We start from the raw sequence: 13587 nt of genomic DNA on the forward strand, positions 1-13587 counted from the left end.
CTTCCCCCGTCCGCGGTGGCCCTCATCCCCGGGAGAGGGAGAAAACATCCATGTCCCCAGTGCTCCGTGCCCGTCCACGGGCCGTCACGGCATGCGCCGCAATCGTGGCGCTGATCGTCAGTCTGCTCGTCGCCCCCACCGCGGCCTCGGCTCGCGCCCCGAGTCGCACCCCCACACCAGTAACGGCGGTGGCGGCGCCGGCCGCCGCCACGCAGCGGATCGCCGAGCTGGCCGCCCCGGCGCAGCCACCGGCCGCGCCGGCGCGGCCCACCGCGTCCTGGCGTGCCGGGACGGCAACGGTCAACTGGAAGGCGCCGGCTGACGGCGGCTCGGCCCTCAGCGGGTACGTGGTCACCGCGTACCGCAACGGCAAGAAGGCGAAGACCGTCACCTTCGACGAGTCGAAGACCACCCGGAAGATCGAGGGTCTGACCGCCAGGGCCACCTACACCTTCACCGTCGCCGCGAAGAACGCCGAGGGCACCGGTCCGGCCAGTAAGCGCTCCGCCGGTGCCAAGATCATGGCGCTACCCGGTGCGCCGACAATCGTCGCGGTCACCGCCGACACCGCCACGGCCCTGGTGAGCTGGACCCCCGGTTCCACCGGCGGCTCACCGATCACCAACTACATCGTCACGCCCTGGGTGAACGGCGTGCGCCAGCCCGCCCAGACCTTCGGACCGTCCACCACCAACACCGTCACCGGGCTGGTTCCCACCACCCCCTACCGGTTCACCGTGGCCTCCCGCACCGCCGAGGGCACCGGCCCCGACTCGCCGCTGTCCGACCAGGTGATCGCGAACGTGTCGCCGACACTGCTGTTCGACCACCCGACCGAGGCGACAGTCGGCATCGCCTACGTGGCCACCCTCAACATCACCCACGGTGTGCCGCCGTTCACCTGGTCGATCGCCTCGGGCACACTGCCACCGGGGATGCTGCTCAACCCGCAGACCAACGGCATCTCCGGCGTACCGACCACTCCCGGGGAATACCCGGTGGTGATCCGCGTCAACGACTCGGCCGGCCAGACCGGCACCCGACTGATCGTGCTGGTGGTCAACCAGGCGCCGACACTGACCTTCCCGCCGCCGCCGCTGGGTGAGGTGGACGCGCCCTACGCCGACCAGCTCAACGTCGTCGGCGGCAGCGCGCCGTTCGTCTGGAGCCTGGCCTCCGGTGCCCTGCCGCCCGGGCTCACCCTCGACGCGGCGACCGGCCTGCTGTCCGGCCGGCCGACTGCGGTCGGCGCGTTCCCGTCGACGGTCCGGGTGACCGACGCCAACGGCCAGACCGCCACCCGGGCCATCCGAATCCTGGTTCAGGCCGAGAGCGTGGCCACGCTTACCGCGTCCACGAACGCCACCACCTTCGGCACGGCGGTGCACTTCGAGGTCATCGTCGGCCCCGGCGTCGCCGAGGGCAGTGTCACGCTCATCGACGAGCTGCCCAACGGGGTGGAGACCCCGCTGGGAACCTTCCCGCTGGCCCTCAACGTGGCCAGCTTCGACGTCCAGGTGCCGGCGTTCGGGCACAACCAGTTCCGGGCGCAGTACGACGGAACCGGCCCACTGGGCGAGGCGGTGTCCAACGAGGTCGCCATCGAGGTCTCGGCGCTGCCCCGCCAGGTGGTCATCGACCAGTTCGCGCAGTCCGGCATCAGCGGGCTCGCCGACCAGTTCGTCTCTGTCGTCAACTCCACAGCGATCAACCTGCCGATCGCCGGCTTCAAGGTCGAGGCCCCCGGCGGGGTGTCCGTCACCATCCCGGGCAGCGCCCGGCCGTTGGCGCCTCGACGCGGCTTCCTGATCGCGGCAGCCGACTATTCCCTGTTCAACATCCAGGCCGACCTCGTCGTGCCCAGCCTCGGCCAGGGCGGGCTGCGGCTTGTCGCCCCGGACGCGGCAAGCACGGTCACCGACCGGGCGGGCTCGACGCCTGGCTTCTCCGAAGGTCCGCCACTGCCCGCCTTCAACGCGCCACCGTTCGTGCCGCACGCCTGGAACCGGCTCCGGGTCGCCGGCAACCTCCAGGACACCGCCAACAACCAGGCCGACTTCCGGCTGGTCGCCACGGTGCTCGGCCCGATCAACGGGGTTCCGTCCACACTCGGTAGCCCGTCTCCGCAGAACACCCTCGGCACCTACCAACAGAACGCCTCCATCCAGTCGACGTTGTTCGACCCGAACGTGGCCGTGTCGGCCGTTCCCAACCGGGTTCGCACCGGAAACAGCCTGGTGATCCGGCGGACCCTGACCAACCGGTCCAGCGCCGCGATCACCCAGGCCCGGGTCCGGATCACGTCACTGAGCGCGGCGAACGGGGCGCCGTACCCCGGTGGACCGTCACCGGCGGTGCACTCCAACCTCCGGCTGGTCAACCCGGCCAACCCCACGACGTCCATCACCATCAGTGACGGCCGGACGCTGCTGGTCCGGAACCTGCACATGGACTCGCCAGCGACAAGCCCACCGGGTGGTGGGTTGGGCACCACCCTGACGATCCCGTTCGACCTCGGTGGTCTGGCGCCGGGTGCGTCGGTGCACATCGCGTTGACCTTCGCGGTGGACACCCCCGGATCGTGGTGGGTGGCGTACGACGTGGACGCGATCGGCGGGGGCGTGGTCCCGACGGTGGCGCCATCGGCGAAGGCCACCAAGACGGCCAAGCAGCGCGAGGCGGACGCCAAGCGGTTGAAGGAGTCGCAGAAGCTGACAGTCGACAGCGGCACCATCCGCTGACGCTCAGCGAACAGGGGTGCGGGTGGCGCGTCACGACGAGCGCCACCCGCACCGTGCCGTTACGCATGATCGTTGAGCAGACGATGAGCGGGGAGATCATGCCGACACCCGGCCGCGGTGTCTACGGGCTGCGGGTGCACGGGCTGGACGAGGCGTCCGAGCTGCCGCCGGCCGAGGGGGCTGCCCTCGGTTGGCCCGCCGTGCGGGTGGGCCAGCTCGACACACCGCCACCACCGCCGGTGACGTTGGACGGCCGGCGGGGCACGCGGATCCTCGCCGACGGGCGGACCCTCTCGGTGGACCGACCGCGGGGCACCGCCACCTTCTACGGGCCACCGCTCGCTGCGGACGTGCTGGCCCACCCGTACCTCGCGCCGGTGGCGACCACGGTCAACCGGTGGGCGGGTCGGGAGACGTTCCACAGTGGCGCGTTCGTGCTCGCCGGTCGCGCCTGGGCGCTGCTCGGCCCGCGTACCGCCGGCAAGAGCAGCCTGCTTGCGGCCCTGGCCGCCCGGGGGGTGTCGATCCTGACCGACGACATCCTGGTCGTCGACGGCGGCGACGCCTTCGCCGGCCCGCGCTGCGTCGACCTGCGGCGGCCGGTGCCGGGGGTGGCGCTGCCCACCCGGCCGGTCCGGGCCGGCGACCTGCTGCGGGTGCGGCTGCCGGCGATCGCGCCGCACGTCCCCCTGGGTGGCTGGCTGTTCCTGCGCTGGGGCGACGAGGTCACCCTGACCCGGCTGCCCGGCGCCACCCTGCTGGCTCGCCTCGCCAGCCGGCGGTCGTTCGGGCAGTTGCCCTCCGACCCGGGCGCGCTGCTGTCGCTCGCCGCCCTGCCGGCGTGGGAGCTGACCCGGCCGCGTGACTGGGCCGCCCTCGACGACACCCACCGGCTGGTGGTCGACGCCGTGGCCGCCACCTCGGCCGTGGGAGCGACCCGGTGACCGACCTGCCGTCGGCGGTCCGCTGCCTGAGCCTCGACACGGCCGCGGTCCGGGTCAGCGCGGCGCTGGCCGCCCGGGGCGTGGAGGCCATCCTGCTCAAGGGGGCCGGGCTGGCCCGCCGGTTGGGCCAGGAGCGGCACCGGCTCTACACCGACGTCGACCTGCTGGTCGCCCCCGCCTCGTTCGACCTCGCGCAGACCACGCTCGCCGACCTCGGCTGTGTCAGCGCGCTCCCGGAGGGTCGCCCCGACCACCGGTCGCACTGGTACGAGCGACCGTGGCGGATGCCCGGCCCGCTGTCGCTCACCATCGACCTGCACCGCGGTTTCCACGGGGTGGCCGATCCCGAGGCACTGTGGGCCGGGCTGTCTGCCTCGGCGCAACGGATCGGGTTGGCCGGCGGCCTGGTCGCCGTGCCGGACGAGGCAGGCGCCGCCCTGCTGGTGGCACTGCACGCCGCCGCGCCGGGCCGTTCCGACCGGCCGGGTGCCGACCTGCGGCGGGCGCTTACGGTCTTTCCCGTCGCCACCTGGCGATCGGCGGCCGACCTCGCCACACTGACCGGGGCACTGCCGTCGTTCGCGCTCGGCCTGCGCCTGACACCGGCGGGCGCGGCCCTGGCCACCACGTTGGCCCTGCCCCGACAGGGCACGCCGGCGCTGTGGCTGCGGGCCCACCGGTCCTCACCCGCCGCGCTGACGATCGCGCAGCTCGCCGAGCTGCCCGGTGTCGTCGACCGGCTGCGGCACCTCGGCCCGCGGCTGTTTCCGACACCGGCGTCCATGCGGCACGCCAGCCCGCTGGCCCGCCGAGGCCCGGTCGGTCTGCTGCTGGCGCACCTGGCCCGGCTGGCCCGCAACACGGGGCGGCTCCCGGCCGCACTGAACGAGGTACGCGCGGCGCACCGCAGCGATCGCGGCTGACCGCTGGCCGGTGCGGCGTCAACCCGCCCGCCGTGACCTGTCGTCGCGTCCGGCCGACGGAGTCGGTCAGGGGCGTTGGACCAGCAGCCCGTGCCCGCGCAGGTCCGCCAGGAACGCGGCCACGTCGGCGCGGGCCCGCTCCCGGTCCACCGGGGCGGTCTGCACGAGTGCCGTGACCAACTCGGTGCTGGTGGCGCCGGTCACCAGTCGCTGCCACAGCAGCGCACCGGTGGCGTCCAGTCCGAAGTAGACCGAGTTGCTGGTGTCCAGCACGACCACCTCCTCGCCGGCGACCCGCCAGGCCACCCGGTCCGGGTCGACCCGGTGCACGATCTCCTGCTCTGTCACGGCGTGACCTCCATGTCGATCTCGGAACGCTCCGGCCGGCCGGCGGAGTCGGGCGGGTTCGCGGCCAGCCAGAGCTGTTGGACCAGGCTGGCGGTGCCGCCGGGGATCGGCCAGTGCGACCAGATCTCCCGGAGGGCCTCCGGGTCGACCAACCCCTCGTCGGCTCCGGAGCCGTCCCAGGAGCTGACGAACTCCCGGGTCGGCGTCCGGAAGAACACCTCGAGAAAACGGGCCTTGCGGCGGGGCGCGGTGACCTCGGCCGGTAGGGCTCCCCGGGCCATCTCCGCGAGCAGCCAATCCCGGCCGATTCCCCGGTGGTCGCCGAACCGCAGCGCCAACGCGGCCAGAAAGCCCTCGTCGAGCAGCGGCTGGATCGCGGTCGCCCGGTGCTCGGCGGCCAACGCGGCAAGCGCCGAGCAGGTCGTCCGCAGGTCCCGCCGGCGGGTGTGCCAGGCGATCCGCTGCCGCAGGCGGCGCGGTTCGGCACGCTGCTCCGCGCGGTGCGCGCGGTGCGCCTCGCGGGCGACCTCCGCGCGCAGCCACGGGAACGACTCCGCCGGCCCCTGCCGGGTACGCGCGGCGTGCCGCAGCCACCACAGTCGGGCGCGCAGCGAGGCCGCCGGTGGACGACGCCACCCGGCCAGGATCTGGTCGCCGCCGGCACCGGTGAGCAGTGTGCCGCCGGTGGCCAGTTCGGCGATGGGCAGGTGCAGGTGCAGGTTGACCGGATGGACCACGCCGTGGCGGTGCAGCAGCCGGCGGGCCACCGGCCCGACGAGGTCCAGATCGTCGGCGGCCCGCAGGATCTGCCACGAACCGCCGAGCCCCAGTGCCGTGATCACCCGCTGTTGCCAGTCCGACTCGTCGGCCCGGGGGGCCTCGGCGAACCGCCAGGTGACCGGCACCGGGTCGGGCAGCCCCTCCCGGCGGGCCGCCCGGGCGGCCACCGCCAGGATCAGCGACGAGTCCAACCCGCCCGAGAAGCTGACCACGCACGGTGGGCGGGTCAGGCCGGGCAGGACGGCGGCGTCGAGCGCGCCCAACGGGTCCGGTACGCCGGCCGGAACGAGCCGACGTGGTGGCGGCTCGTCGACACCAAGAAGCGTTCCGGTGGCGAGGTCGAACGGGGTCGGACGGAGCATGTCGTACCCTCAATCGCGTTTCAGGGTGCCGCGGCTGGCGGCGACCCGCAGCGCCCCCGCGAAGGCCCAGCTCGACACCGGCAGCAGGAGCGCGGTGGCACCCAGCAGCGCCAGGGCCGACCAGGCCCAGTCGCCGCCGGCCAGCGCGGCGCGCAGCCCGTCCAGGGCGATCCGGCTGGGCAGCACCGCGGTCAGCTCCGGCAGGGGACCGGGGAGTTCGGAGACCGGGAAGTACGTGCCGGACACGAAGGTGAGCCCGACGACGAACAGTCGGGCGGCGGCGTCGCCGTGCCCGACGGCCACGGTGAACGCCGCGAGGGCGATGCCGATGCCCAGCACCGACGCGGTGCCGGCGATCAGCAGCACCGCGACTCCCCACCAGTCGGCGCGACCGGTGTGCAGGCCGAGCACGGTGCCGAGGATCGCCAGGTAGACGCAGGAGCGCAGCAGGGCGAACAGGAACGGGTAGCCGGCGGTCCCGATGGTCAGCGCGGTGACCGGCATGGGCTGGGCGGCCAACACCTCAAGCGTCCCGCTGCGCTGTTCCCGGATCACCCGACCGGTCAGTTGCGTCGTGGCGGCCTGCAGGACGAGCAGGAAGGTGATGCCGACCGCCACGAAGTCGAAGTAGCTGGCCGAGTGGGCGAGGTCGGTGCCCGAGGAGGGGGTGAGCACCCGGGAGATGAACAGGAAGACGACCAGGTTCACCACCCCGAAGGCGAGGTCCAGCAGCAGCGGCAACCGGAACTGCCGCGGGTCGCCCAGGTCGCGGCGGACCAGGGCGAGGATCATCGCGAGCGGACTGGCGCCCGCGGCCCGGCTGGTGGTCGCGGCGGAGCTGGTCGAGGTCACGACACGGCCGCCGTGCTCGGCGTCGTCGTCGGCTGCCCGGTGAGGGTCAGGGCGGACTGGCACCGGTCCCGGTCGTCGGCGAGGTGCGACGCGATCACGCAGGTCAGCTCGGGTCGCCGGTCGAGCGCCTGCCACAACAGCTCCCGCGACGTCTCGTCGAGGGAGCGGCCCGGCTCGTCGAGCAGCAGCAGCGCGGGAGCGGCGACGAGAGCCCGCGCGATGCTGACCCGGGCTCGCATGCCCGCCGAGCACCGCTGCACCGGGACTGTCGCGTAGCCGGCCAGGTCCAGTTCGGCTTCGACCCGGGCGACGGCCGCGCGGACGGCTCGCCGGGGCAGCCGGAGTCGGGCGACGAGGGCCACGTTCTCCCGTGCCGACAGTGTCTCGTACAGGCCCTGTTCCGGGGCGAGGCACACGCTGGTCAGGTGCCGGGCGGGCCGTGAGCCGACCGGGTGGCCGCCGACGGTGGCCTGTCCGGCGCTGAGGGTCAGCGTGCCGGACAGGCACCGCAGCAGCGTGGTCTTGCCGGATCCGTTGCTGCCGCCCAGGAACACCCGGGCACCCACCGGAACGTCGAGGTCCAGGTCGGTGAAGATCACCCGACGACCGAACCGACGCTGTGCCCGGCGGATCGTCAGCAACGGCGGTCCTCCCACGATCTCGGGCGGCGACGGGTCAGAGCGAACCGTCGCCGCCGCCACCCAGGCCGTCGTCCGGACCTACGGTGCCGCCCTTGGTCAGCTCGGCGAGGGTGCCCAGGCGCTGGATCGTCGGCGGCCGGTAGTCCGAGGCGGCTGTCGGGACTGTGTCCAGTTCGCGGTGCGATGTCATCGGTTCTCCTACTCGAATCGGTGTCGACCCAGCATAAACGGTCATCTCGCGCTTCAGGTAGATAACACGACGTGGGCAGTCATACGTCGCAACAGGGCGAGAATCATTCAATGGTGGCCCGAGCGAGCTCAGCTCACCAGCAGCAACGCGCCGACCGCGGCGAGCGTGCCGGTCACCGCGAGCAGGGTGCTGGTCAGCACGAACCGGGTCGACGGCACCGCCACCCCGGCCGCCCGGCACCGCTCGAACCACAGCAGGGTGGCCAGCGACGCCCAGGGGGCGGCAAGCGGGCCGACGTTGGTGCCGATCAGCAAGGCCAGCAGACGGGTGTGGTCGGCGCTCGGCAGCACCGCCTCGCCGGCCAGATAGGCCGGCAGGTTGTTCACGGCGTTCGACAACACCGCCCCCGTGCTGCCGGCCCGCAACGCGCCGAGCGCACCGCCGTCGGCGCCGAGCAGGCCGGCGACCAGGTCGTCCAGCCCGTGCTGGCCGAGGGTCTGCACCACCAGGAACAGGCCGACGACGAACAGCAGCAGCCGCACCGGCACCAGGTGCGGACGCAGCGTGGCGGGGGAGCGGACGACGAACCCGACGAGCACCAGCGCGAGCGCGACGGTGGAGGCGAGACCGATCTCCACCCCGGCGAGGATGCCGGCGATGAAGAGCAGGCAGCCGGCGAGCGCGACGCGGTGCAGCACCGGGTCGGCCGGCACGTGCCGGCTCGGCGGAACGAACCGTCCGCCGACCGGTCCATCCCGCCGCCACCACGCGTACCAGAGCAGCGCCATGGTGACCGCCACCGCGGCGAGCTGCGGCAGCGCCATCCGCTCGGCGTACGCCAACGGGGTCAAACCGACCCGGTCGGCGGCCAGCAGGTTGGTCAGGTTCGACACCGGCAGCAGCAGGCTGGCGGTGTTCGCCAGCCAGACGGTGGTGACCGCGAGCGGGGCGGCCGGGACGCGCAGGTTGCGGGCCAACGCGAGCAGCACCGGGGTGAGCAGCACGGCGGTGGTGTCCAGGTTGAGCACCAGGGTGGTCAGCGTGGCCAGGCCACCACAGAGCAGGAACAGCGCCGCCCACCTGCCCCGGGAGGCGATGGCCAGCCGGCTGGCCAGCACGTCGAAGACGCCGGCCACGGCGGTCAGCTCGGCGAGCACGATCACGGTGCCGAGGAAGAGCAACAGCGGCAGGATCCGGTGCAGGGTGGCGGTGGTCTCCGCCGGTGGCAGCAGCCCGCTCAGCGCGCAGCCCGCGCCGGCCACCGCCAGGACGACAGCCACCAGGTCGAGCGGGTGCGGGCGCCAACGCACGGACGGCTCGGGCGGGGCTGCGGGTTTCACGTCTGCTCACGTTGGCACAGCTGCCGCCCGGTGGGCCGGCAACCCCCGCCGAGGTGACCGGTCCCACCCGCGCGGCCGGGCCCGGCCCCCATTGGATCGGGGGACCGGGCCCGGTGTGCTGCGCGGTGCCTACCAGCCCAGGTAGCTGGGCTGGGTCTGCACGTTGAGCTCGTTGTAGCGGGTCAGCTTCGCCGACCAGGTACGCCAGTCGTTCAGCTCCAGGACGTCCAGGCCCTTGACCATGTCATTGGAGTAGATGTGGCCGTTGTAGTAGTACGCCGACCAGGTGCCACCGCCGACGAACGTGTCCGCCGAGAGCGGGCCGCGCTCCCAGAAGGCGATCTCCTTCGGGTGGGCCGAGTCGGTGAAGTCCCAGACCGAGATGCCACCCTGATACCACGCCTGGACCATGATGTCCCGGCCGAGCACCGGCACCAACGAGCCGTTGTGCGCTACGCAGTTCTCGGTGGCCGCGTTGACGCGCGGGATCTTGTAGTAGCTGCGGAACGTCATCGTCCGGGCGTCACCGCGGCCGGCGATGTCGTAGATGGCGTCCGCACCCCGGTTGGGGCCGATGGCCTCGTTGCAGGTCGCCGCCCCGCCACCACCCAGCTCGTCGGTGAAGACCACCTTGGTGCCGGAGTTGTTGAAGGTGGCCGAGTGCCAGAACGCGAAGTTGACGGTGTCCCGGACCCGGTTGATGACCCGGGGCGCCTCCCGGTTCTTGATGTCGAGCAGGAGGCCGTCACCCATGCAGGCGCCGGCGGCCAGGTCCTTCGACGGGTAGACGGTGATGTCGTGGCAACCGGCCGTCGCCGAGCCGGTCTCGCTGCCGGGGAAGCCGCCGTCCGGGAAGAGGTTCGGAGTGGCGACCACCGCCGCGTCGGTGGGCTTCTTCAGCGGCACCTTGACGATCGAGATGGAGTCGTGCGGCGGCTGGCAGTCCGGGAATTCGGCTCGCGGGCTGTACGACGAGATGTACAGGTAGACGGCCTTGCGGTCCTTGCCCGGCACCAGGGTGTGGGTGTGCGAGCCGCAGGCCGTCTCGACGGACTTGATGTAGCGCGGGTTGGCCTTGTCCTTGATGTCGAAGACCTTGATGCCCTCCCAGGACCCCTTCACGTCCGCCCCCTGCGGGGTGCTGGTGCAGGAGTCGTCGCTGCGCGACGAGTCGGTGGAGAGGAAGAGCAGGTCCCCGTGGACGGAGATGTCGTTCTGCGACCCCGGGCAGAGCACCCGGGCGGTGACCGTCGGCGCGCTGGGCCGCGAGATGTCGTAGATGACGAAGCCGTTGTAGTTGCCGGCGAACGCGTACCTGCCCTGGAAGGCGATGTCGCTGTTTGTCGCGTCCAGTGGGGCGACCTTGGGCACGTTGGCGATCTGTCGCAGGTTGGGGCTGCTCAGGATCTCGTCGACGCCGGGGATCGTGTTGGTGGGCGGGGCCGACGGCGGCGCCACCTGGGCGTTGCTCGCCGGGGCGACGAGCGCGCTGGCGACGAGGAGGCCGGTCGTGGCGAGCGCCACGATGCGCAGGTGGCGTGGCCGTGGCATGTGAGGTCTGATCATCGGCGAGGCCCTTCGCAAGGGGAAGATGATTGTCGACACCTTACCGTCCGGCGATGAACGTCGATGTGACCCGGGTCACATCAAAGTGCCTGCGTCAATGGATAGCATCGCGGTGACCTCGACTCCAGGGAGTGGCCCATGACCAACCGGCGCGCACGAACCCTGGCGATCGTCACACTCGCGCTCATGCTCACGCTCGTGGCTGTCGTCGTGCACCGCTCCGGCGGCGATACCGACAAGGGCGCCGCGCCGGCCACCTCCACATCACCCACACCGACGGTCAGCCCGGTCCCCACCGACCTGACCGTCATCGCGCCCGGCCGCCCCGGTGAGGCGGCGGCCACCCGCGCCGCCCACGAGGTCCGCGACGCCGGCCCCGCGCCGCACAACTCGTTGGACGTCCTGTTCGTCCGGATGATGATCCCGCACCACGCGCAGGCCCTCGCCATGGCCGAGCTCGCCGCCGACCGCGCGGCCGATCCCGACGTGCGCGCCCTCGCCGAGCGCATCCGGGCCAGCCAGGGGCCGGAGATGGGCATGATGCGGGGCTGGTTGCAGACTCGCGGCCTCCCGGCGCAGGCCGAGGGGCACGACCACGGCACCATGCGCGGCATGCAGACACCCGAGGCGATGCGGCAGCTCGCCGCCACCCGGGGCCCGGACTTCGACCGGCTGTTCGTCCGGATGATGACCGCGCATCACGAGGGCGCCATCGAGATGGCCACCAACCTGCTCACGGTCGGCTCCGACCTGACGCTCAACGAGTTCGCCACCTCGCTCGCCACCGAGCAGACCGTCGAGATCGACCGGATGCGCGAGGTTCTCGCCCACTGAGCCGCGCCGACCGGGATCGTCCGACCCGGCCGACGCGCGGGGCCCCGCCCCGCGGCACGTACGCTGGGTGACCGTGAGACGCACGATGGTCGGTCGCCCGCTGCGCAGCGTCGCCTTCGACGTGGCCGTCTCCGCGGCGGTGGCCCTCATCGGCCTGGCCGGCGCGGCGAACCTGGCCGGCGGTTGGGCGGCCGCGCTGGTCTGTGTCGGGATGGCCGTGGCGCTGCTGTTCCGCCGCGCGCACCCGGGCGCGGTGACCGTGGTGATCGCGGCGCTCGGCCTGGTGCAGGTGATCGCCCAGTGGGGCCCGCTGCCCTTCGACGTCGCCGTCCTCATCGCGCTCTACAGCGTGGTGAAGTACGGCGAGCGGCTGCGCGCCGCGGTGCTCGCCGGCGCGGCCGCCGCCGTGGGCGTGGTGCTCGCCGCCGTGCAGACCCCCGGCGTCATCAGCTGGTGGGTCACCGCGCTGTGGTACGCGTTGGTCACCGGCGCGGTGTGGTTGGTCGCGCTGAACGTGCGGACCCGCCGGCTCTACGTGCTCAGCCTGGAGGAGCGGGCCGCCACTCTGGAACGCGAACGGGAGGCCGAGTCCCGGGCGGCGGTCGCCGAGGAGCGCACCCGGATCGCTCGCGAACTGCACGACGTGGTCGCCCACAGCCTGGCGGTGATGATCGTCCAGGCCGACGGCGCCCGGTTCATGCTCGACCGTGACCCCGCCCAGGCCCGCACCGCCGTGAAGGTGGTCGCGGACACCGGCCGGGCGGCGCTGGAGGAGATGCGCCGGCTGGTCGGCGTCCTGCGCGACGCCGGCCCGACCGGCGGCGACGAGCTCGCGGTGGCCGCCGACCCCGAGCACCGGCGGCTGGCGCTTGCCGAGTTGCCCGACCTGCTGGCCCGGTTCGGCGACGCCGGGCTGCACATCCGCAGCACGGTCACCGGCGACCAGCCGTCCCTGCCTCCGGGGCTGGAGCTGACCGTCTACCGGGTGGTGCAGGAGGCGCTGACCAACGCCCTCAAACACGCCGGCGTCGGCGCCGTCGTCGAGACTGCCCTCACGTACACCGCCGAGGCCGTCGTGGTCCGGGTGCGCGACGACGGCCGAGGTCGCCCGCTGGTCAGCCCGGCGCCGTCCGGCGGTCACGGTCTGCTCGGGATGCGGGAGCGGGTGACGGTGTACGACGGCAGCCTCACCGCCGGTCCTCGACCGGCCGGGGGTTGGCAGCTCGAAGTCCGGCTACCGCTACCGTCGGAGCCGGCGACGGAGGTGATCGCGGCATGACGGTCCGGGTGGTGATCGTGGACGACCAGGCGCTGGTGCGCGCCGGGTTCCGGATGGTGCTGGGCTCCCAGCCCGACCTGGAGGTGGTCGGGGAGGCGATCGACGGCGCCGACGCCCTGCGGGTGCTCGCCCGCACCGAGGCCGACGTGGTGGTGATGGACATCCGGATGCCCACCATGGACGGGGTGGAGGCGACCCGGCGGCTCTGCGCCGACCGACCCGCCGGCGGGCCCCGGGTGCTGGTGCTGACCACCTTCGACACCGAGGCGGACGCGTTCGCCGCACTCCAGGCTGGGGCGAGCGGGTTCCTGCTCAAGAACGTCCCGCCGGAGGAGCTGCTGGCCGCGATCCGGGTGGTGGCCCAGGGCGACTCGGTGGTGGCACCGTCGATCACCCGGCGCCTGCTGGACCGCTTCGCCGGGCAACTCGGTGCCGCCCCGAGCGCCGACCCGCGCCTCACGCAGCTCACCGACCGGGAACGGGAGGTGCTGCTGCTTGTCGCACAGGGCCTGTCCAACGCGGAGATCGCCGCCCGGGTGCACGTTGCCGAGGCGACGGTGAAGACCCACGTCGGTCGGATCCTGGCGAAGCTCCAACTGCGCGACCGGGTTCAGGCGGTGGTCCTGGCGTACGAGAGTGGGCTGGTGACACCCGGCGGATGACGCCGCGTACGACCTGGGTCGTAGCCGGCGGTGGGCGCGGCGCGACCCGGGGCGCACGCAGGTCGAGCACTCCGGTGGAGATCAACCGACCGGCTCCGGCCATAGCGTCGGAAGGGTCCGATCCG

General features: G+C 72.9%; 13 protein-coding genes. 6 read left to right on the forward strand and 7 right to left on the reverse strand.

The window, feature by feature from the left end:
- The first annotated feature begins 50 nt into the window (after positions 1 to 50).
- The 3 genes from AB0B14_RS13240 to AB0B14_RS13250 all read left to right on the forward strand — a co-directional run bounded on the left by AB0B14_RS13240 (position 51) and on the right by AB0B14_RS13250 (position 4608).
- Positions 51 to 2741, forward strand: a complete 2691-nt coding sequence (locus AB0B14_RS13240; protein ID WP_357522553.1) for a fibronectin type III domain-containing protein — start codon at positions 51 to 53, stop codon at positions 2739 to 2741.
- Positions 2742 to 2806: 65 nt separating this feature from the next.
- The gene (locus AB0B14_RS13245; RefSeq protein WP_357522554.1) at positions 2807 to 3685 is read left to right on the forward strand and encodes a hypothetical protein; all 879 of its coding nucleotides are present in this window, start codon (positions 2807 to 2809) and stop codon (positions 3683 to 3685) included.
- Complete coding sequence (locus tag AB0B14_RS13250) at positions 3682 to 4608, forward strand: nucleotidyltransferase family protein (protein WP_357522555.1); 927 nt, start codon at positions 3682 to 3684, stop codon at positions 4606 to 4608. Before AB0B14_RS13245 ends, AB0B14_RS13250 begins: the two co-directional genes overlap by 4 nt.
- Before the next feature lie 66 nt (positions 4609 to 4674).
- Here AB0B14_RS13250 and AB0B14_RS13255 read toward each other — a convergent pair whose 3' ends face one another.
- The 7 genes from AB0B14_RS13255 to AB0B14_RS13285 all read right to left on the reverse strand — a co-directional run bounded on the left by AB0B14_RS13255 (position 4675) and on the right by AB0B14_RS13285 (position 10687).
- Positions 4675 to 4956 carry a PqqD family protein gene (locus tag AB0B14_RS13255; protein WP_357076792.1) on the reverse strand — a complete coding sequence of 94 codons (282 nt, stop codon included), beginning with the start codon at positions 4954 to 4956 and terminating at the stop codon, positions 4675 to 4677.
- Entirely contained in the window at positions 4953 to 6098 is a 1146-nt protein-coding gene (locus AB0B14_RS13260) for an asparagine synthase-related protein (RefSeq protein ID WP_357522556.1), read from the reverse strand. The genes AB0B14_RS13255 and AB0B14_RS13260 overlap by 4 nt, the downstream gene beginning before the upstream one ends.
- Positions 6099 to 6107: 9 nt before the next feature.
- Positions 6108 to 6950 carry an ABC transporter permease gene (locus tag AB0B14_RS13265; protein ID WP_357522557.1) on the reverse strand — a complete coding sequence of 281 codons (843 nt, stop codon included), beginning with the start codon at positions 6948 to 6950 and terminating at the stop codon, positions 6108 to 6110.
- Positions 6947 to 7591, reverse strand: coding sequence for an ATP-binding cassette domain-containing protein (locus tag AB0B14_RS13270; protein ID WP_357522558.1), 645 nt, complete (start codon positions 7589 to 7591; stop codon positions 6947 to 6949). Before AB0B14_RS13270 ends, AB0B14_RS13265 begins: the two co-directional genes overlap by 4 nt.
- 34 nt (positions 7592 to 7625) lie before the next feature.
- Entirely contained in the window at positions 7626 to 7781 is a 156-nt protein-coding gene (locus AB0B14_RS13275; RefSeq protein WP_357076804.1) for a lasso RiPP family leader peptide-containing protein, read from the reverse strand.
- 128 nt (positions 7782 to 7909) lie between these two features.
- On the reverse strand, positions 7910 to 9121 hold the full coding sequence (locus AB0B14_RS13280; RefSeq protein WP_357522559.1) for an SLC13 family permease: 1212 nt from the start codon (positions 9119 to 9121) through the stop codon (positions 7910 to 7912).
- Positions 9122 to 9250: 129 nt separating this feature from the next.
- Positions 9251 to 10687, reverse strand: a complete 1437-nt coding sequence (locus AB0B14_RS13285; protein WP_357522560.1) for a hypothetical protein — start codon at positions 10685 to 10687, stop codon at positions 9251 to 9253.
- 138 nt (positions 10688 to 10825) lie between these two features.
- Between AB0B14_RS13285 and AB0B14_RS13290 the strand changes: the two genes are divergently transcribed.
- From AB0B14_RS13290 to AB0B14_RS13300, 3 genes are all read left to right on the forward strand, one after another.
- Positions 10826 to 11521, forward strand: coding sequence for a DUF305 domain-containing protein (locus AB0B14_RS13290; protein ID WP_357076812.1), 696 nt, complete (start codon positions 10826 to 10828; stop codon positions 11519 to 11521).
- Between the two features lie 67 nt (positions 11522 to 11588).
- Positions 11589 to 12800: a sensor histidine kinase gene (locus AB0B14_RS13295; protein ID WP_357522561.1), complete on the forward strand. Its 1212-nt coding sequence runs from the start codon at positions 11589 to 11591 to the stop codon at positions 12798 to 12800.
- Positions 12797 to 13462 (forward strand): response regulator transcription factor, encoded by a 666-nt coding sequence (locus AB0B14_RS13300; RefSeq protein WP_357076817.1) that lies wholly within the window; start codon positions 12797 to 12799, stop codon positions 13460 to 13462. Before AB0B14_RS13295 ends, AB0B14_RS13300 begins: the two co-directional genes overlap by 4 nt.
- Positions 13463 to 13587 lie beyond the last annotated feature (125 nt).

Origin of the sequence: Micromonospora sp. NPDC049171, from assembly GCF_040648275.1 — a bacterium.
Taxonomy (GTDB): Bacteria; Actinomycetota; Actinomycetes; order Mycobacteriales; family Micromonosporaceae; genus Micromonospora.